This is a genomic window from Paenibacillus sp. V4I3, assembly GCF_030817215.1.
Classification (GTDB): domain Bacteria; phylum Bacillota; class Bacilli; order Paenibacillales; family NBRC-103111; genus Paenibacillus_E.
On sequence record NZ_JAUSZA010000001.1, the window covers coordinates 6,869,708 to 6,895,864 of the forward strand.

Below are 26,157 nucleotides of genomic sequence, written 5' to 3' on the forward strand. Positions count from 1 at the left end.
CTCCTAAATGATCGTTTCTTTGGTGAATTTTTTATAGATGGCATTGGCCGTAAACACCAGGAAAATACTGACAACGGAATTGAACATCCCGATTGCGGTGCCGTAGGAATAACGGGACATCTGGATACCGTATTTCAAAGCGTAAATATCAAGCACCTCGGAGTAATCATTGACCAGCGGATTCCCAAGCAAGAACTGCTTCTCGAAGCCGATGCTGATCAGGTTGCCGATGGACAGAATCAGCAGTACCATGAAGGTGGGGCGGATTCCCGGCAGCGTAATGTACCACATCCGACGGAATCTTCCCGCGCCGTCCACAGTCGCCGCTTCGTACAACTCCGGGCTAATCCCGGCCATGGCCGCAAGATAGATGATGGAATTCCAGCCGGTTTCCTTCCACATATCCGCCGATGTGACGATTCCCCAGAACCAGGTGGGCTTCGCCATGAACTGGATCGGATGGTCCGTAATGTGAAGCATCATCAGCAGTTGGTTCACCGCACCTCCGTCGGTGGAGAGCATCTTGCTGACCAAACCGGCGACAACCACCCATGAAACAAAGTGGGGCAAATACGAAACCGTCTGAATGGTCCGCTTGAACAACTGCCCCCGCAATTCATTGATCAGCAGTGCAAAGATAATAGGAACGGTAAATCCGACAATAAGCCCCATAATACTCATTGCAAGCGTATTCCGCAAAACCAGATAGAACCGTTCGTCCGAGAACAATTCGTGGAAGTTGCTCAATCCCACCCACTTCTGTTGCAAAATATTCTTGCCAGGCTTATAGTTCTGGAATGCCATCAACCAGCCCCATAATGGAACGTAGTTGAATATAAGCAACCAGATGATGAAAGGCAATGACATGAAATACAAGTATTTCTGTTCCAACATGGTGTGAATGAAGCTTTTCTTTCGTTTTATCGCCGGAAGAGTAATGACAGTTTTTGTTGTTAGCGGTTGCATCCCGGTTCCTCCTCCTTCTCCTTCTCCTTCTCCTTCTCTCTCTTGAACTTATTTTAACGCACCCGGCCTGACGCCAAAACCCGAGAAATTCGACAATAAATCATGTTAAAATATGCGTTTTCAATGCATTCAAAAAAAGAAGGAGGCCCCTGGCCCTCCTCCGGAACATCTATGGCTATTCGTGCGAAAACATCTTGAAGGGAGTGCCTTTGAACGAAGATGGGGACGCTGTATCCTATCAAAAATCGACATGCAGAACATGGCTGCACGGTTTCACCCCGAAGTGGTTTTGGTCGGCTTCATCTTATAGCGGGACGGCGATTCGCCTATATACTTTTTGAATTTCAAATGGAAATAATCGGCGCTGGCATACCCGACACGCGTCGCTACCTGGTGCACCTTGAGCCCGCCGGCCAACAGATGTTTGGCGTTCCGGATTCGGACTTTGTCCAAATAGTTGTGAAAGGTCTCGCCCGTGAAGCTTTTGAACATCTTCCCCAAGTACCCGCTATTGTAATTGAATAACCCGGCGAGTGTCTCAAGCTTTAAGTTCTCAGCGTAATGACGCTCCACGAAATCAAGAATTTGCTTGATGGCAGACTCGCTGCTGAACGTGCTTATACGCTCCGTCAGTCCGAGCAACCTGTCCTCAAGCATCTGACGCAACGACCGAAGATCAGGCTGCTCATAAATTTCTGTGACTATCGAAAGGGCATCTTGTGCGGCGGTGAAGGCGGTATCACTTGTCTTCGACAGCTTGGTCAATGCGAGCGATATCCATTGCGAGACAGCTGTTTTCATCGCTTGCTCCGCGCCGTCGTACGCGGCGATCGACTGCCCCCCTTCATCCAGAATGCGCCGAACTGCGTCCTTGCTGCCGATATCGAGCGCATAAAATAGCTTATCCGCCAAAGCGTTTATATCGGGTCCAGTCGGCTCGCCATCTCTTGCGCCATTAGCGGCAAGGTTGAGCGGTGGACGCTTAAGGATGACCCTCCGTTCTCCGCGGAACAGGAACTCTTCCTTCAGCAGCCTGACAGCCTGCGAATAGGATAGACCGATGTCGGCGAGCTGATGCACCGGTTCTCCCGCCGCTGCGGAGAAGCCGCCGTTCAGTTCCAGAAGCGATTCCTCCAAATCCAGATACATCGAATTGGCCTGTAGCTTATTTGGCGCCCTCTCATTCAGCAGAACGCCTACAAAGGGCTCTGCGGCGAATACGATGCCTGTACCCGACGACTCAAAACGCTCTGCCAGCTTTCTCTTGACTTCCGCCCGACCGTTTACATGACTGCCAAGCGGCGGATGCAGCTTCAAGAGCATTACCCGATACGAACACCAATCGAGTTCCGGCTCCTTCAGCTGTTCCATCGCCGTACGGTGTCCCTCCTCATCATACATTAGCAGCGATACGATCTGATCCTCGAGCTGCTGCGCCGACGTCTGTTCCTTTTTTTGCAGCGATCCGGAGGCCTCTCTCAGCACTCCGCCGATCCTGTCAAGCTCATCTTCGAATTCATCCGTATCTACTGGCTTGAGCAAATAGGCGTTCACTCCCCATGAAATCGCGCGCTTGGCGTACGAGAAATCAGCATGGCCGCTTAAAATGATAAATTGGCATTCCTTATCGGACTTGCGAATTTCTTCGATAACTTGCAGCCCGTCCATCCCAGGCATGCGGACATCCATGACCATAAGGTCGGGCTTCAACTCCTGGTGCCGGAGCATCGCTTCCCGGCCGTTGCCCGCCTCCCCGATCACCTCGAAGCCGTGCCGCTGCCAGTCGATAATCGCCTTCAAGCCTTGGCGTATCGCTTTTTCATCGTCTACGAGAATAACTTTATACATGTGAATCTCCTCCAATCGGTATCATGAAATTAATTTCCGTCCCTTCATTTTCCCGGCTGACGATGCGGAGTCCGTATTGCTCTCCATAAGTAAGGATAAGCCGCTGATGCACGTTGCGCAGGCCAATGCGGTGATTCTTTCCATCTTCGGGGTCGTCCAGCGAGTAGATCAGCGCATTCAACCTTGCTTCCGGAATTCCGGCGCCATCGTCGGCAACAGTCACATACAAGGCGTCATTCTTAAGCTCCGTACGAATCCGTACGAAGCCCGCCTCTTCTTTATTCTCGATCCCGTGAATCACTGCGTTCTCCACCAGGGGCTGCACGACGAGCGGCAGAATCTGGATTTCGCTTGATGTCGGGTCGAGCTCAAGCTCGTAGACAAGGCGGTCATCGTAACGGAATCGTTGTATGGCCAAGTAACATCGGACCATATCCAGCTCTTCACCAAGTTTAATCGTACCGCTTCCGATCTCGAGGCTCTTTCGCATCAGTTTCCCAAGCACCCTGACGATGTCGGCAATATCCGCACTCCCCCGCAAATGAATCTTCATCCGCAGCGACTCAAGGGCGTTAAACAAGAAATGGGGATTGATCTGGCTGGCCATCATTTTCAGTTTGATTTCTTTCTGCTTGAGCTCCAGCTGCGCTTTTTGTCGGTTCGATTCGGTCACTTCCTCCATCAACTCGCGGATATTGCCGACCATATAATTGAATTGCCGTGACAGCTGCCCGATTTCGTCGTCACCATCAATCACTGAGCTGGCACGCAAATCGCCTAGAGCCACCTTATTGATTTGCTTGCTCAAACGAAAGATGCGCTTCGACAACAGGGAGGAAAAAATATAGATGAACACCAAGGCGATTAACAAGCTCATGATGATAATGAATAGTCCGAACATGCTGATCCGGTTCGCTCCCTTAACGATGCTTTGCACCGAAAACACGGATATGATTTTCAAGCCGTTACTACTCACGTCCGGAATGAGGGACTCTATAATGAGCTTCGACGTTTTCCCGTTGTAATCGATTTGGTACGTGCCACTCGGTTTCTCCAGCATTTCCTGGGTGATGTGAAAGTCGCGAATATGCTTGCCCACGAGGTCCGTGTTTTTGGCAGCATCGATATATCCGTTCCCATCGATGACCATCGTATCGAACTGCTCTTGCCTCAGAATTCCGTTCAGCTGCGTTGGGCTGATATCGATGACGAGCACGCAGGTCGTTCTGTAATTCGGAAAATAGACGCGACGCACGAGGCTCAGGTAAGCACTATCGCCTTTCGTTTCGTCTCCGATGTAATACCATCCGATTTTATCCGAGTTCTTTATCGTCGCTTTGTACCATTCCGAATTCGCAATCGACGGCTCTGGCTGTAAATAGTACCAGTTATTCAGCAGCGTCGGATTATCCACGTACAACCGGATGTTGGCGATTTCTTTATACAGCCGCACGTATTGCTCGAACTCCCGATATTCTCTATAGGCCTCTACAACAGAATAGTTCGATTCGTAACGCTTATTGACGAGAACTTCCAATCGCGGGTCCGTCGCCAACTTATTAGAAATCTCGATCGACAGTTTCAATATCTCGCCGATGCGTGTCTTCACCTTCTCCACGTCGTTCGACGTTTGCTGGACCGCATCGTTAAGTGCCGTCTGGCGGAGCGATTGGGTCAGCAAAGCGCCCACGATCCCGACCGGAATAAAGACGACAAGGATGAATGAAATGATCAACTTCTTTTTCATGTGAATGTTGTTTGTTTTGTCTATCCACTTCATAAGCACCTCGCCCCCCTTTTTTTTGATAGCGTTTTCAATTTGTGAAATATATTAGTTTCATGCTTCTGCTATAGGGCTATATAATTATAAAAAAACTTTCGAAAGCATCCCACCCGGTGGATTCATCGAAATTTCATGTGAAAATTAGATATTTTTATCCTAACACAAAAAAATCGACGTTGCATTATGGCCCGCCTGCTTACAGTACAATAAATACTTTTGGTTGGATGACAAATAAGTTTTAAAGTGCAAGAAAACAAAGCTGCCGCACATGGAATCCACATGCGGCAGCCTTCCTTCTATTCCTTGCAAATGAAGCGCCGAACTGCAGTCGTCCCTCGAAGCGGTGATGGCCATCATCCGCCCTTGAAGGATTCCACGCCTGCCTATAAGTTCTGCTTAGGGGAACGGCCCTGCCCCAGATCAAGACCTCCCTGTATATGTTCAGTTAAAATGAATGGAGTGTCAACCTGACAACAGATGGCTTTTCATGCTCTTCACATTTCCCAAAAGATAACCGGATAAAATTATATGCACCGTTGTTCCATACATTGAAATCATGAACACCATTCTTTAGAAGGACCTGGTAATAATCACCTACAAAATCACCCGCAGTGTCCGTGAGCCCCTCAACCGATTTGGCATAGCTGCCATTTGCTACTCCGTCTGAATCGCCACAGGTGGTATATAGCAAATGAAGATTATGGACGCATGATGTGAGACTGACTCCAAGAGTTATGCCATCACTCGACGTAGGAGCGTTTGAAAAAGCTCCGACATAAGCGAACAAATCTATCATGCCTGGCGCGAGCACAGTCTTATCCAACCCGTTGTTCCAGGGACTCTCTGTGCAGGTGATTCGCGTCGAATCATGTCGGTAACCGCCGAGGATCAGATTCAAGGCTTGCATTCCCCCCATCGAAAGCCCGGCGATCGCTCTGCGCGTGCGGTTATATATGATTCCCTCACGTGAAGTGACTGTTATATCTGCGTAGGTTTTGTAGTTTGATTCTATAAATGGAATCAGATCGTATCTCAACTCATAATCGAAGTAATAGAATCCCAGCATATTGGTTCCTTCGGAATTGAAGGAGCTATCCGTCCAGTCGTACGCGCTTCTTCCGTTGGGAAATACGACGATCAGCGGATCGATATCGCCGTTTACAATAAGATTGTCAAGTATATTGCAAATGATAAATCGTCCGTCAACCTTACCGTTACTACTTAACCATTCAAATTGATCCCCGCCTACTCCATGAAGCAAATACAATACATTATATCTAACAGTAGTGTCGTTTGGGTCATAACCCGCAGGCAAGTAGACGTTGCATTTCTTCAATATGGCATCTCCCGCAACGGTTTCTCTTCCTGCTTCACTGATCTCGATGTTCCGATCCGTTACCAGCTGTCGAGAAAAATGAATATAGTTGCCTACCTTATAGGAAACCTCCTGAACCGTACCTTGAAGCTCTTCATTAACTGACATAAGATATTTGGAAGGCACTGCCGTCACATTCATGCTTTTCATGGATCATTATTGTCCCTTCGGATATATATTTTTTCCACATTAAGATTAAGGAATCCCTTAGAATTATAAAAACGGCTTAATTTACGCCACAAGGTTACCCCCTCTCCGGAAGCCCCAAAACAAAGCTGCCGCACATGAAATCCACGTGCGGACAGCCTTCCTTCTATTCCTTGCTGGCGTTATTGCACCTGTTGAGCATCCAAAATCCTAATGATGATAACCGCCGCTTCTGCGCGGGTGCTGAAAGCCTTCGGCTTCAGCGTACCGTCTTCGTAGCCGTTCAGCACACCTTTGGCTGTCAAAGCCGCAAGCAATCCTTTGGCCCAGGCGGAGACGTCGCCGCTGTCCTTATAGTCCAAACCGCTGTTGGCAGATGCCAATTGTGCGGCACGAGCCAGGATTGCGGCCATTTGTTCCCGGGTGATGTTGTCATACGGGCCGAAGGTTCCGTCCTCATAGCCGACTACAATCCCTAGGGCGGATGCTATTGCAATTGCATCCTTCGCCCAGTGGCTGACGGTATCGGAGAACCCAGCTCCGCCTGTTGCCGTCAGGTGGAAAGCTCTGACGATTATGGATACGAACTCGGCTCTTGTTACAGCTGCTTCAGGCCGGAATGAACCGTCTTGGTAACCGTCGATCACACCGGCCTTCACAAGGGCTTGGATCCCTGCTTCGGCCCAGTGTCCTTTAATATCGGTCAAGGCCGGAACCTTGAACGATGCGGACTTTTCTGCCGCCAATACTGCAAACTTGGTGAAGTGTGTCACGCTGCCGGAAACGGTGCCTTTCTCCCGGTCGACCTTAATGTCGTCCAGTTTGACCCACTTGTCGGTTTCTTCATTGTACCAGTACAATGCCACCTCATGTTCATCATCCAACAAGCCAGTCTTGAACGGCAGGGTAATAGTGACTGGTTTCTGGAACGCTCCTGCCACGTCCTTAGTAATCTCGTACACATCTCCGGCTAGCTTCAATTGCGGGTCGTTATTCAGCTTCGAAGGATCACTCAGCTTTTTGACGACCACGATAACGTCTTTGCCAATGGCTCCGGCCGGCAAATCAATGGTCGCCCCATTTTGTTCGACCTTGCCGCCCTTTTGGACGTCCACTTTAAAGAATTCGTCCGGTGTGGGGCTCGAGGTAGAACCGGTCTGGGACGGTGCAAGCTTCGGCTCAAACGTCAGAACGCCGAATCTCGAGGTATTCTGATAGGATTGACCTGACGGGTCGCTCCATGAAAATACGCTTTCCCGGCTTCCACTGTCCTGAGCATTATTGACTTGGAGGTCGAATCCGATCATGGTTCCTGCAGCAGGAGTGATCGTATCCAGCGCGATTGCCGTTTCTACAACGTAGCCTCCATCAATGAGTTTGGTGGCCGATGTATAGTTGTCTTGGGTTGCATGACCGCCAACGGTCTTCACATTCTTGAAGTTGATTCGGTATTGGCCGTCGTCGATTTGGTAGCTATCCGTTTTTCCGTTGTTTTGGTCAACGAAGATTTCAATCGAATCCTGCTCCCATGGGTTCGCGTTAGCATCGTTCAATTTGCTATCTTGCACGACGGCATAAACATAAAGGTTATGTTCATCCCACATCGTACGGATTTGAGCTTTGGCGACTGCGTTGTTATGTTGTTCTACCATGACGTTGGTGGAATAAACCGGTGCGTTCGCCCACGTGCTGTCCAGTTCACCGTCGATGGTGGGGGTTCCGTAAACAGCTTTTCCCGCCTTGGTAGCATCCATATAAGTCAAGACCCCGTAACCTGCTGTATCGCTGTCTTGGACGTTCCGTGGATCGCTCCAGGAAACGATGACGCCGTTGCTGCCATGCTCCGTACCGTCATTAGTTCCCATGTCGGTCACTCTTACGTCAAACTTCACTTGCTTGCCTAAGGTGCCTGCCAATGGGATCGATGCTTGCAGTACATAACCGTCGGTGGTTTCCGTAATATGAGCATCATTTCGTGCGAATGTATACTTCTGGATTCCATTGTTATCTACGAAGAGATCGATTTTATCCGTTGCGGTTTTGGTACTGTCTTTGACTGCTACACGGGCATATAGGTTATGGTCATCCCACAACGTTTTCACTTGAGCCTGCAGCGTACCTGCTTGTTGGGTCTTGATTGTCGGAATCGTATTCCAAACCGAATCTGAAGCGTTTACAGGTGTACCTTGAGCTGTGAGTGCTGTTTCTGGAGTAATGGGAAGATGAGTAGGCGTTACCGTCTTTACTGCCTCGATCATTCCCCAATACGCGTATTTCGCTTGATGCTTCACGTCAAACGGAAGTGGGGCATCTTTACGGATGATATTATTGAAGTTGTCCAGCCAAGTATGATCGTCTGCAATCCCCCATAGCGTAACATTGCTGATCCATCCGTCAGGATTATATGCTGGAGTGTTCGGGTCGGCATGTTTGCCCTCGTTGTCCAGTCGAACCAGCTCTTGGAACAATTGTTTGTAGCGGTACCCTTGTTTAATAAGCATGTTCTCGTCAAAGCTGGTTGTTGAGCTACCCGTATAAACGGAAACGTCAAGCTCTGTGATCTGATTGTCGAATCCGGCTTCTCCGAATTTCCGGATGGAATCGGAAATTTGTTCGATAGAGGGGCCGCCGATGCTGATGTGCGTTTGATGGCCTACACCGTCAATCGGAATTCCCTCTTTTCTCAGCTTCGTTACCAAATTAAACAAGAAATCGCGTTTGACCGGATCCTGCGTACCATAATCGTTGATATACAGCTTAGAGTTCGGGAACTCTTGCCGAGCAACTGTGAAAGCTGTTCGGATGAAGTCCAGGCCAGTCAGATTATACCACTCGCTCTTCCGCATGCCGTCCGCCTGTCCCGGATCAATGACTTCGTTTACAACATCGATGGCATTGATCGGTACTTCCATGTCAGTGAAGTGACGCGCAACGGTTTGGATATAAGTCGTGAGACGCTCCAGCACCAGCTGTTTATTCTCAGGTGTTGCTGCAAGCGGCTGGCCTTGGGCGTCCTTAAACATCCATTCCGCAGCCTGTGAATGCCAAGCAAGAGTATGCAACCGGAAATTCATATTGTGATCCTTGGCATACTGTGCAGTCTTGTCTGCTTCCGTCCAGTTCCATTGCCCTTCTGTCGGTTCCAGAGAGCCCGGCTTTGTGGCGTTCTCGGCGACGATGGAACTGTAGTGATAATCCAGAAGTGTGTGGACATCGGAAGTAAGCTGGTCGCCGGTCACCGCAGCACCGATCTTGAAGTTGTCCGCATAGACGTCCTTCAAATGATCAATATCCGTTTGAATCGGCTTTGGTCCGGCTACTTGGCCCACATTGGACAAATCGAAATCGTCCATATAGAAGGATCTTGCATCGCTATACTGGTCGGCTACTTCCACGTATGCATTCAAAACAGTCGGAGTGCTTGTTAACGTGAACGTGCCGGTCAACTGTACCCATTGATCAGATGTCACCGTCACGTTAGATGAAACATTGGCATAAGAACTGTCACCGCTTTGTACAGAGAGCCGCAATACAGTGGGGGACTGCCCCGAAGCCATTTTTACCCATGCGGACAAATTGTATTTGTTGCCCGCAGACATATCCCCCAGGACGTTAAGCAATGGTCCGTCATATTGCTTTGTTACCATAGTCAGCAAGCTCGCGGAGCCGCCTACGGTGTGATTGTCAACCGACGATATGCCAATATTGCCGGATCCGTTCCTACGTACCCATTCCCCCTGCCCGTCTTCAAAAGTAGATTGGATCCCCGGTTGATCAATCGACGTGACGTCCGTTAGCGAGACTTCATCAATATAGAGATCCTCCGTCGTGGTGGAATTATTCGACTCAACCCATATTTTGAACCCCGTGGTATCGCTCGGGAGCTGGTACCCCTTCCATTCAAAGGTGGTCCATTCTGTGGAACTAACCGATTTATCCCCTACCAGCCAAGGATATTGGTTAGTCAGCGAGACGGCGGCGACATTAGAAGCGATATGAAAGGTGTCGGTTCCTGCTCCGAGTTTAAGCTTCAGCGATAAATCGTACGTATGCCCGGGTTTCGTCAACGAAGTCAAATCCAAGAACGGGCTGCTGCTACTTGCAGCACGGTTCGTCATCACCAAGGACTTGGATCCTTCGGAATATGTTGCCGACGTTATGGCAACGCTTCCGTCCCCCTTCCAAGGCACCTTTACCCAGCCGCCTGTTTGGCCATCCTCAAAGCTTTGGGACAAAACCACCGATCCGCTGGCTGCTGCCTCCAAAGGTGCTAGCAGCTGGGGGGCGATCATCCCAAACAGCAGCACGATTGCCATCCATACATTCATTTTCTTTCTCACAAGCATCCTCCTCTTTCTTGCAATCGCTTACAATCTATTCCAATTTCATTTTACAACTTAGGTAATTGGCTTCACATACTCAAAATAAAGAATAATCCCCCCTCAATTATGGCGTAGAATGTATTAAACATTAGCCCTCTTACTAATAAAAAGAAATCGTCCCAAAAGGTCATAAATTGACCTACGGGACGACCCCTTTGTCGATGACTTCCTGCTCCGTCTTGCTTAATTCCACCAGCCGGCTGACCGTCACAAGCTCATAGCCCTGGCCTTGGCCCCCGGAGCGGCGATGACGCTTCAGATCCAAAATTGCTTATCTGATTACACGCCAGAATGCTTGTTTAGGCTGAAATTCCCCATCGAACAGAAACGGCCAATTCTTTCGGCCGCGAACTGGGAAGTTGTCCAACCAGGTATAGTTGTCAGCCGCTCCCCAGAACGTTACCGACGTAATGACATCCCGATATTCCTTAAAAAGCCCGAAGATTTCCTCGTACCGCTGCAGCTGCAGCTGCACCATTTGCTCGGTGGGCACCGTCAGATCGGTCCTTCTGTCGTCAAAGTGGAACATGGAAAGATCCAACTCGGTGATGTGAAGCTCCAGATCGAGGGATGCGTAAAGCTCGATCGCTTGCCGGATTTCATCCAGGGAAGGACCATGGATGTTCCAATGTCCCTGCATGCCGATTCCGTGGATCGGAACCCCCTTCTCCTTCAAGGAACGGACGAGATTATAAATCTTATCCCGCTTGACCGGCTCTGTCTCGTTGTAGTCGTTATAGAACAGAAGCGCATTCGGATCGGCTTCATGTGCTGCCTCGAAGGCATAGCGGATATAATCCTCACCGAGAATCTCCAGCCATTTGGTACTCCGCATCACCAGTTCCGCCTTATCTTCGATCGCCTCATTGACCACGTCCCACGCATAAACCCTCCCCTTGTAACGACTGGCTACCGTACGGATATGCTCCTGCATCCGTAAGAGTACCAGTTCTCTGCTGGCTGGACCGCCGGAAGGGCTTTCAAACACCCAATCGGAGGTTTGATTATGCCAGACCATCGTATGCCCCCGGACGGCAATCCTGTTCTGCCAAGCAAAATCCATTATTTCATCCGCCGCCTCAAACGTATACCGATCTTCCTCAGGATGGATCTCCTCGAACTTCATCTGGTTTTCCGCGGTAATGCTGTTATAATGCCGGGCGATGAAATCCCCCTCGGATCGGATGGTCTTCGTGCTAACGGCGGCCCCGATTCTGAATATTCCGTTAAAAGCCTCGTGCAAGTTCGGTACCTTGTTGTTCATGGATTGGCAAGCCTCCTCATCATATCCTGTTTAAACAGGCCATCTATGTTATATGATATAGAATCTGAATACTCTTACCATTCACAGATTAAAGGTCTCTCCCCCCTATTCTTAAAAAGCATTAACAATTGGATGCGATGTTTCCAGTCACACTCATACAAGGATAAACGACTCCGTCGTCCTTCTAGGACGAGCGCGTTTGTCAAGACTGATGACGCGAAGTGTAATAAAACTTATAGTTTCTTATCTACGCAAATAGACGTGTATCTCTTAGAAAAGAAATACACGTCCTTCGTAGAAACGGCACAGACTGTAGGATTCACTCCCTGTTCTTTTACGCTTTGCTTAATTGTCTATACACGGCGGGCTTGTCGGACACACGTTTTTCAAACTCTTTGAGGAAATGATGATAGTTAGCGTATCCGATCTGCTCCGCGATCACGCGAATCGTTTCATCCGATTCACAGAGCATTCGCTTCGCCTCATGAATGCGCAGGTCATGAATATACTCAATCATGCCTACGCCGCACCTCTTCATGAACGCTTGGCCTAAGTAAACCGGGTTCATAAAGAACCGTTCTCCGATATCTTTAATCGTTAGCGTTTCCCGATAATGTTCTTGGATATAACGCTCAATAACCCGAAGGGGATGGCCCGAGAATTTGTCTTTATGCTGCTTCAACTGGCTCAAATACTGCTGCATATATACCTGCAGGGATTCCTCCACTTCTTTTAAGGAACGATGCTCCCTTCTCAAAAAATCGCGAACACGAGGCAGTGCCTCTGAATCGATGCCCATTTCCCGCATGACGGCAGCGCTCTTCAGAACAATGCGGATGACCAACAAATGGACGACTTCCCGAGCCGTTTTGTTAGCAGACAGCATCACAAACATTTGTTTAATCAGCTCGCCAATCCGTTTCACCTGAAGCGCCTCGATCGCAATGTGAATGTCGTCTACGATAGAAACCGCATGGAGGTCATAGCTAATTTGCCTGAGATGAATCGTTTCGTAATCGAGTGGACCCCCTGATACATGAAAGAAATGATGCACGGATGCCTCTAGAGCACCTGCATACGAATCTGCAATATGTCGGAGGGAGTCCACCCGTGGTCCTATCGAAAGACAGCATTCGATACCGCGCTGACGAAGATCTTCATATACATGTTGAGCCCACTCCTTGATATCAGGGACAGACGGCATGACAAGCCCCTCCTGATTCCCAAATAAATCAATGGGATAAACTTTCTGCGACTGTAAGTACCTCGCATCCAGTTCATGCTCTGTGCCGCTCAACCATTCGAAATGGATATACCTCCATCCCTGATCTCCTAGTACCAAAGGATTCAGTATCTCACCTACGGTCTCGTCCGTTGCCGAAATTTCTCCCCTAATTATCTGAGCAAGCATAGTCGGTACAAGACGATTAGCAACAAGGTCATTTCGTACCTTTTGCTGTTCTCGGTGCTGCAGCTCCTGAATAACAAGTTGAATGATAGCATCCCATTCCCTATCTAAAGCTGGTTTAAGCAAATAATGCTTAACCCCGTACCTCAGGGCAGATCGAGCGTATTCGAAATCGTTGTACCCGCTTAAAATAATGAATACCGGATCACTGCCTGCTTTTTGCACCCTTTCAATCAATTCTAAACCGTCAATCACCGGCATCCGAATATCTGTTACCACGAGATCGGGCTTGCAGGCTTCAATACAGGCCAATGCTTCTTCGCCATTCTCGCACATTCCCACAATTTCAAAGCCAAGCTCTTCCCACTCCATCATGAGTCTTATCCCTTCCAAGGCAAAAGGCTCGTCATCAGCAAAAATAACTTTATACATGTCCAATAGCCTCCTCCTGGTTCTTGATGAGACTCAAAGGGATTTGAATCGTAACACTTGTCTTTTCGAAGGGGATACTTTCAATATGGAAGAGAGAACGTTCTGCGTAAAACAGATTTAAGCGGCGGTACACGTTGCGAAGTCCGATGTTCTTGCCGTTGTCTTCTCCCTTAAATAGACTCTGAACAATCTCATCCAGCTTCGCACTGTTCATACCGATTCCGTTATCTTCGACCTTCATGAGCAAGTTCATTCCTGCTCTCTCTACAGATATTCGAATCCTGCGATTCCCTTTAACCGATTGAAGACCATGCTTGCAAGAGTTCTCTACGAGCGATTGAATACTCATCTTTGGGATCCGATACGCGAGAACAGATTCGTCAACGGACAATTCATAGTGAAACCGATCTTGGAATCGGAATTTCTCGATCTGGAGGTACATTTCGGTAAAGCTTAACTCTTCTTCTACGGTTACCAAGTCCTCTTTCCAGCTTAGCAGCCTTCTCAGAATTTGGGACAAGTTTTGTATGATTTCCGTCACATGCTCATAGCGATATTTCTTACAGACTACGAGAATCGCGTTTAACGTATTGAACAGGAAATGAGGATCTACCTGACTTTGCAAATATTTCAGCTCTGCCTGCACGCGTTCGAGCTCCAAATCTTTTTTTTGAATTTCGAGTTTGTATACGTCAGTGATTAAATTGCGTATTTTGCCTGTCATCAGATTAAAGCTGCGAAGAAGATTGCCGATCTCATCTTTCCCTTCATACATCGTGATGGGTTCAAACCTCTCGTTTTTCACCAATTGCATATGTTTGGAGAGCTTTCTTACCCGGAAATTAAAGGAATGCATAATGATATAAATCAATATCGTCGGAATAATCGTAGAGATGAGTGTCAGCCATATAAAAAAGTGGATAACCCCTTTCCTCTCCTCCGCGATTCGACTTCCCTCCGGAATCCCGATCAGCCGCCAGTTAAGCATGTAACTGGCGGTACTGAGAGGACTGACGAAGCTATTCCCAGGTAAGCCTGCCAGCTGATTATCGCTAGATACAGGCAGGATCTGCAACAGAGGGTCAACACCTTTAAATGTACCTGCTGATTCCAAAACAAGCTGATTTTCCTCATCCACGAGCTTGATTTGCAAGTAGTCGTGTTCTTTATCAAACAGCTCCAGCAGCTTATCCATCCGAATATCGATGCGCAGATATTTGGAGAATGCCATAAGGTCAGGGAAATTGTCCAGCTTCCGACTAATGCTGACATATACCAATTTCTCCTCGGGATTCATGGGATTCGTATCCAAATAAGCGGTCACTGTCACCTTATCTTTCTTTTCGTTCATCTTCTGGTACCATTTACTCTGCAGATCACTGGGCTTAAGCACAAAGTAACTTCCACCATTGGATAGCGTTGGGTTAGAGGTATACACGCCAATCCAAGATATATATGGGTAAATATTCGGATACTGACCCAATTTATCTCGGAGGTAACGATCGTATTCTTCGTAATAGGCGACATTATCAGAGTACGTATATTCAAGCATTTCATTAAAGACACGGTCAGCGGATACGGCGTTGCCAATCACGACACCTTCGTTCACCATTTGCATGATTTCACTTCCGACCCGATTCAGGGAAATTCGCAAGTTGTCCATCTCTCTACGTTCCGTGTTTTTGCTATCCTGCATGTAAAATAAACCGTTTATACACAAAATGGGAAGCAGCACACACATCAAGTAAATGATCAGAAACTTGAATTTCAGCGGAATATCATTAACTATACTTAACAGCTTCCATCTCCGGCTCATATGCGATCTCCTTGTCAGTTGTAGGTCATCCCTTTTTGTAGGCAGAGGGTAACAGGCCGGTAAGTGCCTTGAACTTGGTTACGAACTGTTCAGAATCTGAGTAGCCGACACGATTAGCGACATCGGATATTTTCAGTTCTTCACGACGAAGTAATTTTTTGGCCTCGTCAATTCGTACGACATGTAAATATTCATTGAAGGTGAGGCCAACTTGTTTCTTGAACCTCTGGCCAAAGTAGGCCGGATTCAGCCGAAAATGCTCTGCGACATGCTGGAGTTGCAGCTTTTCGCTGTAATGCGATTTGACGTAGTCTTCCGCTGCGGATATGACCGCATCTTGCCCTATGCCTTTCTTCAGGCCAATCCACTCTGCAGCTTGCAGGAATTCCCGCATGACCTTGCGTTCCAAGAGGCCAAGATCCGTTGGCACGTATGAAGTGAACCAATCCGGGGCCCACACATGCTCACCTCCGGATTGGGTAACAACCTTAAAAATTTCGAGCTTAATGTTGCCTAAATAAGCGCTCAGCCAAGATCCGGAGACGGACTGCCTCGAAAGAGCGATGAATAAGTGGTGCACGTGGGCTCGCACCGTTTCTGGACACCCACTCCCGACGGCAGCTAGGATGGATTCCGTCATTCCAACAAAGGCAGGCAGCGTCTCCGCTGACCACTCTCCTTGATAGATGTAAATCCCTTCCGTTCCAGAAGGGAACTTGCACATTTCGGCCAAAAGTCCCTCACGGAATGCTTCTTTTAACGCATGTGGTCCCTTGTGTTCGCCGCTTACCGAAAACGAGAGCGCTCTGCCCCAGTTATTTCGTATACTGGCAATTAACTCTGTAATCATTGCGGGAGAAAGATCGCGCTGCTCTGGCCCCGAGACCAGCAAGAATCCATGCCGTTCTTTGCCTACCCCAAATGGAAGTAATGTCGCTTGAGGAAGCTTGATCCTATCCACAATAACCTGTATCAGGTCCGATTGGACATGAGCCTGAACGTCAGGTTCAAGTAAGATGCAGCGGAAGCTTGAACATTCATGAAGATCTAACAAGGCGTTTGCTTGCTCAATCCATTTCTGCCTGATTTCTCCCTGCAATAACCTTGAAATCGTTTCCAATCGTAAGCAACCCAAGACAGCGCTTTCGTACTGGCTGTGAGCTTCACGCTCCTGGATCGTATTCGCGACCGCTTCAACCGCAGTTATAAGCTCCGCTTCAATTAAAGGCTTCATCAAATAATTGGCCACACCATGTCGCATAGCTCTTTTGGCATATTCGAAATCCGCGTATCCGCTCAAAATAATAAATTTCATTTCAGGATACAGGCAGGAAGCTTGTTCAATCAATTCCAAACCATCTATGACAGGCATTCGAACATCCGTCAGCACCAAATGAGGCAGGGTCGACGCCATCATGGCTAATGCGTCTTCGCCATCCGGCGCTTCCCCGCATATTTCAAAGCCTAGCTTATTCCAATCAATCATTGACCGCAATCCCTCTAGCATGTAGGGCTCGTCATCGGCAAACATGACCCTTAACATGGGAAACACCTCATTTCAGGGAGTAGATATGTCTATTATAAAGGAAAGGATCTGCCTAAATAAAGCAAAAACCGTCCCAGCTCCGAGCTGAAACGGGAAATGATTATCCTCATGGTTTATTCCTTCTTACTCTTTGACGCTTCCAAGGTTCATGCCGACGATAAAATACTTTTGCAGGAAAGGATATACGAATAGAATCGGAACCGCCGCCACAATCGTGATCGCCGAACGTATGGAAGCAGGCGTAACCATGGCCTTCGTTTGATTTGTGTTTGCCCCTGCCATCAGACCGGGATCGTTGTTGCTGCTCATCGTTGATCCAAGCAGCTTCATCATTTCGTACTGAAGTGTACTCAGCTTCAAATCAGACGAAGCATACAGGAACGTATCGAACCAGGAATTCCAAGAGCCAACTGCAATAAACAAGGCGATGGTCGCTAGTACAGGCGTACACAGCGGGAATATGATGCGTATAAATATGGTGAAATCACCGGCTCCGTCCATTTTCGCAGACTCAACCAAGCCTGATGGAAGCGTTCGAATATACGTCCGAATGACAATGAGATTAAACGCATTCACCATTCCTGGGAGTACATACACCCAGAAGTTATTCAGAAGCCCCAGGCTTTTGATCAGAAAGTAGTTAGGAATAAGACCTGCATTAAAATACATCGTCAACACAAAAATTAAACCGATGATTTTACGAAAGATATAGTGGGGCTGTGCTAGTGTATACGCTAGCATGGTGGTAAGGAATACACCTATAACCGTCGCTGTAATCGTACGAGCGACTGAAATCCACGCCGCATGGTAAATCGTACCGGAAAGGAAAATCGCCTTATAATTTTGCAATGACCATGAACGAGGCCATATATAGATGCCTCCCCGAAGCGCATCATTTCCCTCATTGAATGAAATCGTTAGTGTATGAAGGAACGGATATAAGGTTACTATAGCAAGAACGAGCATGAAGATGCCGTTAATCGTATGGAACAGAATCGGCTCCATCCGAATTCTGCGCGCAGTTGTTGTTCCCATCGTCATCTCTCCTTTATATCAACCGCTCTTCACCAAGGCGCTTGGCGGTAGAATTTGCAATTAGAATAAGGATTATGCTTACAACTGTTTTGAAAATACCTGCCGCAGTGGCCAGCGAATAGTTGCCTTGAGCAATCCCGTACTTTAGAACGAAAATATCAATCGTTTGCGACCAGTCGACGACCAATCCATTGCCGAGCAGGTACTGAATTTCAAAGCCTGCATCCAGAATATGCCCGATGTTCATGATTAATAAAATGATAAATGTCGACTTGATCCCAGGCAGTGTGACGTAAAGGATCTTCTGGTAACGGTTTGCACCGTCGATCCCAGCAGACTCATACAGCGACGGATCGATCGAGGTGATAGCTGCAAGGTAAATGATGGTATTCCATCCCACCTCTTTCCACACATTAGACAAGCCCACAATCCCCCAAAAATATTTGCCCTGACTAAGCCACATCACAGGTTCATTAATGAGGTGCAGCTTCATCAACAACTGATTAATGATACCATCGTCGACGGATAGCGAAGTCGATACAATACCCGCAGCAATGATCCATGACAGAAAATGAGGTAGATAAGAAATCGTTTGGATGGACCGTTTCCAGAAACGAACTTTAATTTCATTCAGTAATAGAGCTAAAATAATGGCTGTTGCAAAGCTAAGAACCAAATTGATCATACTCATAGCAAGCGTGTTGCGAAGCACGGTCAAGAACGTATCATCTTGAAAGAGAAATTTAAACTGCTTCAACCCCACCCACTGCTGTTTGGAAAATTTCAAAGCCGGACGATAATTCTGGAACGCCATCAACCAGCCCCAAATCGGTACATAATTGAAAATCAGAATATAAATCACGATGGGAAACGACATCAGCATTAACTGTTTTTGATTTTTGAGCGTCTTCCAACTTAAACCGACGCCGATTTCCGGATCAATTTTTTGCTTTTTCGTTGGTCTTTTGGACAGTATGGTCTCGGCCATCGACATTCCCTCCTAGGAAGTAAAGCGGAGAAGACCCTGAGTCTCCCCCACTCTACTACATGTTCTATTTTCTTATTTGCTGCCCCAATTCTGAATACGCCAGTTAATTTGTTCATTGATACGATCTTCGTAGGCTTTGAAATTGCTTTTGGAAATCTGTTCCACATATTCCTTCCATACACCTTCAAAGTCATCCGGTTTGGCCATAATAGCTTTCGGCAAATATTTTATGGCAAGGTCGTTCAGCTTCGTATTGGCCACTTTGGCTGGTGAACCATCCACCAGATCAATGCTCCACGCTGGGTAGTATACGGGATTTTCTACAGGTGATTTGAAGAACTCTGCCCATGTCTTATGGTTGTATGCCTTCAGCACTTCCTGATCCTGCGGCTTTAAGCTGTCAAAGAATTCCTGTGGCTGTGATCCCGGATCTGTTGCATTTCCGTCACTATACGTCCCTTGCATCTTAGGCAGGCCACCAAAGAACCCATCCGCTTTATTCGCTAGCTTCCATGTATTATCGTCTGCTTTCGCGCGCTGTTCAGGCGTACGGTAGAACTTACCATCCTTTACCTCATAATCCTCGCCTTGAATACCCCATTGGAGTGTCTTCTGCCAATCTTCGGTCATTAGTGAGTCAAGGAATTTGATGATTTGAACCGGATCCTTGGCTTTCGTCGAAATCCCGAATCCGCGGTTGATGTTCAAAACTGGACGGTCACGATAGTACTCTTTGGCACCTGGATATAAGAGCGGGAACCCTACGTATGTGCTGCCGAATTTACCTTGTGATTTCAAAGAATTTTCTCCATCGCCAAAGTTCCAGTGCTGGTCGAACATCCCAATGACGCGGCCACTGGCAATTTTAGCTAAGTACTGATCGTAGTTCTGTACCAGTGCCTCTCTATCCATCAAGCCTTGCGCATTGATCTCATTCAGCTTCTTGTAATAGGTCTTGGCAATATCCTTGTCCGCAAAAATTTGCGCTTTCCCGTTTTCGACGATAACACCACCGTCATTTGGGTGACCAGCTAAATGCTCAGGCGGATTAAGCAGCGGGAAGTTTCTCCAGTCGAAGCTCAACGTCTCGAACCCGATCATATCTGGATGTTTCGCTTTGTATTTCGCAATGATATCGAAATAATCGTCCAACGTTTTAGGAGTTGGATAACCCATTTCCTTCAGGACATCCTTTTGCAGGTAAAAGCCTGGTCCTTCATACGAGGTATCGTTAACCTGACCACTGAACACGCCGTAAGCTGGCAGAACATAAAGGTGACCACTTGCAGGATCCTTGGCCTGATTCAACACGGAGGCATAGTGCTTCTTCAGATTCGGTGCGTACTTGTCAATCAGGTCCTCGAGGGGAATAAAAGCACCGGCCGCAATTAGTTTATCATCCCCGGACATAATATCCGCATAATCACCGCCGGCAATCATAACGCCCATCTTCTGCTGCAGGTCACCGACAAGAAACTCCATTTTTAGGCTAACGCCAGTTTTATCTTTAATCATCTTGTAGATCTTGTTGTCAGGAGTCGGCTGTTGACCAGGGCCACCAATGAACACAGATAATGTAACTGGCTTGATCGCGTCGTTTTTCGTTGCTGCCGGACTTGTCTGACTACCGCTAGGTGATGCGGTGCTATTCGCAGCATCACCATCCTTCGAGTTGCTGCAGGCTGATAGTGTCAGTCCTAGTGCCAGAACGGGTACCAATGCTGCTAAAGCGTGCCGTTTTACTTGTTTAACCATTTTCTAGTCCTCCCTTATTGTCTCCATGAAGATGCATGATCCTTTTAGGCCAAACACTTATTTACTTACACTATTTATTATACCTCTCAAGAATGCGCTTACAATTCACAGAATATAGGTCTTACCCCTACGAATTACAGTCATGTAAATCTAATGTTCGACTAAATAAGTCAACCCATCTACGGCTGTTTACTTCAAGCAAGGTTGTCCTTCCGCACCCACAAGGATCGGCCTCCCACCATTTTGAGCCTATTTAAATCATTCGTCAACAAAGGCAATGATTAAGCATTTCCCTACAGCATCGACGAAGTTATTGACAATAAGGAAAACCTAGCGGAAGATCATCGCTAGGTCCTTTGTTGTGCTATGCGATACGTTTTGTGCATGGGGAGGGAATTGGACATGGGGTTCCAACCGTTAATCAACATGATAAGTACCCCTTCAATTTCGCGACTTCAGTTCCGGCCAGCATCATAATGCCAATTCCATGATTATCATTAGTTACCGTACGAAGATCCTCATTGTAATATTCGGGATGAAACGCATATCTAGAGCCGCTGCACACACCGTGTACGTTGCCTTGGCGGTCTATGGCGATTCGGCTTAGACCGTTCCAAGCTAAAATGGCAGCCTCCGCATAACGATTTGGTTCGCGAAGCCAAGAAAAACGGACGCCACGAGCAAAAGCATAGGCAAACATCGCAGTGCACGACGCTTCCAAATAGGTTTCGGAAGCATTCAACACCTGATGCCATAGACCACTGTCCGATTGCAGGACTAAATAGCCTTCACACAGCTCATTAAAAAATTCGAGCAGCGCCGGTCGGTTTTCGTGCGTCTCCGGCAAAACTTCCAAAACCTCCGTCAAGGAGAACAACACCCAACCGTTTCCACGACCCCATGGTATGCCTGTTGCACGCCCATACTTAAAATCATAAACATGGGACATAATCTGCTGCTCCGGCATGAATAAATAATTTCTAAATTGTAAAAACTGCTTTGCCGCTTCATCCAGCGCACGGGCATCACCCGATATTTCAGCGTAACGGCGCAAGAACGGCGTACTCATGTATAAATCATCGGCCCACATGGTATCGTCTGAATATTCCCCCAGACACGTTCGGTAAAATGCTCCGTCCTCACGACGTTCCAGCTTATTCAGCATAAAGTCCGCGATCCGGGAGGCCACAGGTAAAAAGGCGTTATCGCCGCATTCCCGGTAGGCTTCGAGCATAGCTGAGCCGAAGGAACCGCAGTTGTCGAGCATTTTCATCATAACCAGCTGCTGGTTGATAGCGGGAAAGCCATATTGCTCAGCGTCCCAGAGAGAATACTCGAACATATCCGTACATGCTTGAACGTGTTCCGTGGCATAACGAATCATGTCCGGTCTATGGAGAAAACGTCCTGTTTGAAGCAACCCGTAAATCGTAACACCGAGCGGATAATCCCAACGGGCATAATTGGTCATTGTGCCTACTGTCCATTTGTTGCTCAGCATAGAGTTCTCATAATAAGGGCGAATCCAAGCATGAGGAAGGTCCAACCGCCAGTAAGCGTAATCTGCCTTTTCCTTCACTTCTCTTGTTGTAGCATACAAACGGTCAGTTCGCTGCAAATCGCTTAGCTCGGGTTCCGCCTCCGCTTGGAACGGTCCGACATACAGCCAAGCCGCATCTCCTGATCCATGCACTTGATGGGGAGCATATAGATCAATGGGAGCGCCGCCTATGGAAGCCGTTAACGTATAACCCCAAACGCCTTCACCGCAAATGCTTTTCACAAGCAAATCGTATACTCCGTTAGATAACGGAAACTCAAATGCATAGTGGCCGGCCTTATTTTCTTTCACCGTCTCTTTTCCGTTAATCCATACAGTAATGGGTCCCGAAGAGGTGATAACCATATTCACAGGATGACTTCCGGCTAAATGCTGACGAAAACGGGTCCAAGCAAAAGCAAGCTTGCCCGACTGGCGGCCATACATTCTTTCCAAAGAAGGAAGCTCACGTTCTTCCTCGTTCCACTGGGACTCGGGAAACCAGCTTAAACCACTGTTTTGTTCATAAGAAAGCAGGTCAGGCAGCGCGGTTTCATCCGGCACAACATCCTTGTCCACAGGAGCGGAGAATACCCATCCCGCCTTTCCTTGTCTTTCCTTAAACGGAGCCAGTACGTTCAGTATGCGGACCTTGGCTTCGTCCGATCCAATCAAACAGCCAAAGCCGGCTGGCGTATGCTTCATTTTGATGAACAAGGTGTTCCAGCCTTTTGCAAAGGTGACATTCAGCTTCACACTTGCGTCTGGACTCATCTCGTCTATGACATTGGAGCGATAGGTTAGACTGCCGTTAAAAAAGAAGCGGACCGGACCCAGGCATCGGATGATGATATCCAGATTCCGCTCCTCATCGCTCCAAACAACGCCTGCACCATAGGCCCATTGCCCTGGCTTGGCGCTTGGAAACCGCTGGCTAAGGTCGATCTCATACAGACCTTCCTTATTTTGCAGCACGCCTGATTGATGAAATGTACGGTAGACAAACCCGGCCTGGGGATTGGCCCCGATGTACCGCTGCGCCAGAACCTTCAGGATTTCGGCGTCATTGTCGCCAAAGCGGAAATGGGCGCTTTCTTGTTCTTGAAAATAAACAGTCATGTTATCTCTCCTAACCATTCGAAGCAGCGTTTGGTGAAAGCCGAATATTGAATGTATGATCGATCGGTGTAATCAGATTTACCAGAAGCATCTGACAGCCCCTCGGATAAACCATATTGCGGATGGCTGTTGACGAATGCTCAGAAGCAGCACCATCTATTTCAATCCAATATCCATTATTCTCGTATCTGACACGTCCATTGCGCCATATGATTTTGTCTTCCCCGACAAGCTCACAGCCATCGGTATGCAGCGTCCCTTCCGCTCCGAAGAGAAAGACAACCTGTGTTAACACATCCGCCGGCTTGTCTGACCGAACACGCAGAGTCCACCCTTCCTTGGTCTCTGCCGCTTCAACGAAGGTCTCATGCGTCTGTTCATGGGTCATGGACCGTTTGTGATGCGGAAGCAGGTACCACGGGCTTAGAGATTCCGATGCAGCTTCCGGAAGCTCCGCCTTCGGGACTGGGCCATAATAGCCCTTTTTCCCTTGCGCATTCAAAAGGTATGCGCCATTCTGTTCCCGCAGCTCCTTGAACTTGATCGGGCCCGGCTCAAAGTTGGAGCCTAATTGAACGCCTAACAGCCTGGCATGGCCGTGCCTTAACGCAAAGAAAGAGGTTGCCTCCGTCATGACGGTCGCACTGGTTTTGCCACTCCGGTGTCTAGCCACCGGGGCGCCGAATTCCGGGTGAAAGCTGCTGTGCGAGATTTTACCGTTATGACCGGCTTGCTCCATTTTGGATAAGTACAGGGAGCGATTGAAATCGCCATTGATGATTTTACGGTACTCGGTAGGAAGCTCCACCGGTTGCACTGAGCTCTCCCGCAAAGCCGGATGAAGCAAAAGGTTTAGCATGGCGTTGTTCGGAAGGGCGCCCGGATGGGTAATCGCTTCGCCCGCCAAGCTGGCCATGGCCGCAAACAAAGGATCCCGGTCATGGACCGCCATGAGCTGATAAATGGAATAATAGTCGGCAAGCGTGAACTTTTGACCAAAATCTTGACGGCCCGAATAGTCCGTCACGATCTCGCCGTCAGGGTGAACCAAATACATCATCATCCTCAGATTAGCACGCACACTCTCGAGCAGCTCCGGCCGCTCCAGATACCGAGCGGCATAGTAAAGATTAATGTCGCTGACCGCGTTATAAATACCGTTGCTGCGCTCCGTCCATTCTCCGTCCGGAGTGATGTCCAACCCTTCGGACAACCATTCCGAGGCGCGTTCCTTGAGCGCTTCGATGCCATAGATATCGTATAAGGAACCGAGGGCTGAGCAGATCACCCAACGATGATTAGGCGTATGAATGCCGCCTGTCAGCAGGGCAGGAATCGTCCGCTCCAGAAAACGATGAACATCAGCTGCAACGGACTCGGCCGGCTGCCATTCACTTGACGAGAGCAGCTTATAGATTTGGGATAGCCCTACCACGTTGAAGGCTGTATCAGGCGGCGAATGATAATTGGTCCAGCCCGGTGAGATGGTGCCGTCATCATGCTGGAAGTTCAACATAAAACGCGACAGTTTTTTCAGTCGTTCCAACAGGATGCTGTCGTGATAATAAGCGGAATCCGGATTGATTAGGGCAGCTGCCCATAAACCCATAATCATTAGAGAATTCGTATGACTGGGCCAAGGGATCCCTGTTGCCGGATCAACAACGCCTCCGAAATAGCGGCTTTCGTTATCCAGCACCTGACGATCGAACGCCTCTTGCACCCATTGATCGTTAATCTTCACTAGCTTATGATAGACCATACGTTTTACCCTCTTTCTCCATGGACGCCAATCCAGTTTGCACTTCAAGTTTATCCAGCAATATCCGATGACTCTGTTCAATATCGTCTGGTGTGCAAGCGGCTTTCAGCTCATAAACTTTAATAGGAGCTGCAGCTATGATAGGAAGGAACCTATCAAAATACGTCATATCCCCGCTATGCAAGTACGGGCACCAGTGATCCGATAGTTCGATCGTCTCATGGATATGGATGCCTACAATTTTACCAATCATCTCATTAGCTTCGCGTGCGTTATCGTAAAGTCCCATTCGTTCCATCATGATGCCATGCCCAATGTCGTACCAGAGTCCAAGCGGCGCTCCAGCCAGCGCATCTATGATAGTATTTGCCTCTTGAAGTGTCGGTATTTGATTGCAGCGTGATCTGGTTTCAATACCGAATTGAACCTTATATCCACGTTTAACAGACTCGTCACATACTTCTTCCATACTTCTCTGAATGTTGCGTATATAAAATTCGCTCAGCGCTTCCCGCCGCTCGATCATTTTCTTCCACAACCCGCGATAAGCGGGAGAATCCGGACCTTCCGTCTTATAAATGGCCTTCAGCTCGTGATCAATATTATACTCAAAGGGAACTTCACCCGGATGAACGACAACGGCTTCTGCACCGTACCTATGGGCATATTCAGCGGAACGAAGGAGCAATTGAATAGCACGTTGGCGCCGTTCCTCGTCTTCGAAGCCGAGAAGGACCGAATCCGTTCCATAATCCGGATCGGCCACATGCGGAAACGTATTATGGACACTGGAAATGCCTATCTCACCGCGTTCGATCATGGGCTCGATCGTCGTAAGCATGTCCTTCGTCACGTTATAATTCAGTTCTACCTTCGAAAAGCCAAGAGAACGAATCTCCTCGATCATTGAACGGCCGATTGCATGTTTCTTGATATTCCAACAGGTAGAGAATGAAAAAGGTGATTTATTTATCCGATTCATGCTATTCTC

The 26,157-nt window shown here is 48.0% G+C and carries 15 protein-coding genes; all 15 read right to left on the minus strand.

What is annotated here, in order from left to right; genetic code table 11:
• Positions 1–3 precede the first annotated feature (3 nt).
• The 15 genes from QFZ77_RS31625 to QFZ77_RS31695 all read right to left on the minus strand — a co-directional run bounded on the left by QFZ77_RS31625 (position 4) and on the right by QFZ77_RS31695 (position 26,148).
• Entirely contained in the window at positions 4–966 is a 963-nt protein-coding gene (locus QFZ77_RS31625) for an ABC transporter permease (protein ID WP_307446017.1), read from the minus strand.
• A gap of 273 nt (positions 967–1,239) precedes the next feature.
• The gene (locus QFZ77_RS31630) at positions 1,240–2,814 is read right to left on the minus strand and encodes a response regulator transcription factor (protein WP_307446019.1); all 1,575 of its coding nucleotides are present in this window, start codon (positions 2,812–2,814) and stop codon (positions 1,240–1,242) included.
• A complete protein-coding gene (locus tag QFZ77_RS31635; RefSeq protein ID WP_307446022.1) occupies positions 2,807–4,594 on the minus strand; it encodes a sensor histidine kinase in 1,788 nt (595 codons plus the stop codon). The genes QFZ77_RS31630 and QFZ77_RS31635 overlap by 8 nt, the downstream gene beginning before the upstream one ends.
• A 448-nt stretch (positions 4,595–5,042) precedes the next feature.
• On the minus strand, positions 5,043–6,122 hold the full coding sequence (locus QFZ77_RS31640; RefSeq protein ID WP_307446025.1) for an alpha/beta hydrolase: 1,080 nt from the start codon (positions 6,120–6,122) through the stop codon (positions 5,043–5,045).
• 179 nt (positions 6,123–6,301) lie between these two features.
• Positions 6,302–10,459, minus strand: a complete 4,158-nt coding sequence (locus QFZ77_RS31645; RefSeq protein ID WP_307446027.1) for an endo-1,4-beta-xylanase — start codon at positions 10,457–10,459, stop codon at positions 6,302–6,304.
• A gap of 313 nt (positions 10,460–10,772) precedes the next feature.
• Positions 10,773–11,765: an endo-1,4-beta-xylanase gene (locus tag QFZ77_RS31650; RefSeq protein ID WP_307446029.1), complete on the minus strand. Its 993-nt coding sequence runs from the start codon at positions 11,763–11,765 to the stop codon at positions 10,773–10,775.
• A 334-nt stretch (positions 11,766–12,099) separates the two neighbouring features.
• Entirely contained in the window at positions 12,100–13,605 is a 1,506-nt protein-coding gene (locus tag QFZ77_RS31655) for a response regulator transcription factor (protein WP_307446031.1), read from the minus strand.
• Entirely contained in the window at positions 13,598–15,421 is a 1,824-nt protein-coding gene (locus QFZ77_RS31660; RefSeq protein WP_307446033.1) for a sensor histidine kinase, read from the minus strand. The genes QFZ77_RS31655 and QFZ77_RS31660 overlap by 8 nt, the downstream gene beginning before the upstream one ends.
• A 25-nt stretch (positions 15,422–15,446) precedes the next feature.
• Positions 15,447–16,964: a response regulator transcription factor gene (locus QFZ77_RS31665; protein WP_307446036.1), complete on the minus strand. Its 1,518-nt coding sequence runs from the start codon at positions 16,962–16,964 to the stop codon at positions 15,447–15,449.
• A gap of 126 nt (positions 16,965–17,090) precedes the next feature.
• Positions 17,091–18,002: a carbohydrate ABC transporter permease gene (locus tag QFZ77_RS31670; protein WP_307446038.1), complete on the minus strand. Its 912-nt coding sequence runs from the start codon at positions 18,000–18,002 to the stop codon at positions 17,091–17,093.
• A gap of 13 nt (positions 18,003–18,015) precedes the next feature.
• Positions 18,016–18,990, minus strand: coding sequence for an ABC transporter permease (locus QFZ77_RS31675; protein ID WP_029193351.1), 975 nt, complete (start codon positions 18,988–18,990; stop codon positions 18,016–18,018).
• A gap of 72 nt (positions 18,991–19,062) precedes the next feature.
• A complete protein-coding gene (locus QFZ77_RS31680; protein WP_307446041.1) occupies positions 19,063–20,745 on the minus strand; it encodes an ABC transporter substrate-binding protein in 1,683 nt (560 codons plus the stop codon).
• A 421-nt stretch (positions 20,746–21,166) separates the two neighbouring features.
• Positions 21,167–23,404 (minus strand): glycoside hydrolase family 88/105 protein, encoded by a 2,238-nt coding sequence (locus QFZ77_RS31685; RefSeq protein WP_307446043.1) that lies wholly within the window; start codon positions 23,402–23,404, stop codon positions 21,167–21,169.
• A gap of 10 nt (positions 23,405–23,414) precedes the next feature.
• Positions 23,415–25,166 carry a hypothetical protein gene (locus tag QFZ77_RS31690; RefSeq protein WP_307446046.1) on the minus strand — a complete coding sequence of 584 codons (1,752 nt, stop codon included), beginning with the start codon at positions 25,164–25,166 and terminating at the stop codon, positions 23,415–23,417.
• On the minus strand, positions 25,153–26,148 hold the full coding sequence (locus QFZ77_RS31695; protein ID WP_307446048.1) for a sugar phosphate isomerase/epimerase family protein: 996 nt from the start codon (positions 26,146–26,148) through the stop codon (positions 25,153–25,155). The genes QFZ77_RS31690 and QFZ77_RS31695 overlap by 14 nt, the downstream gene beginning before the upstream one ends.
• Positions 26,149–26,157: the final 9 nt, after the last annotated feature.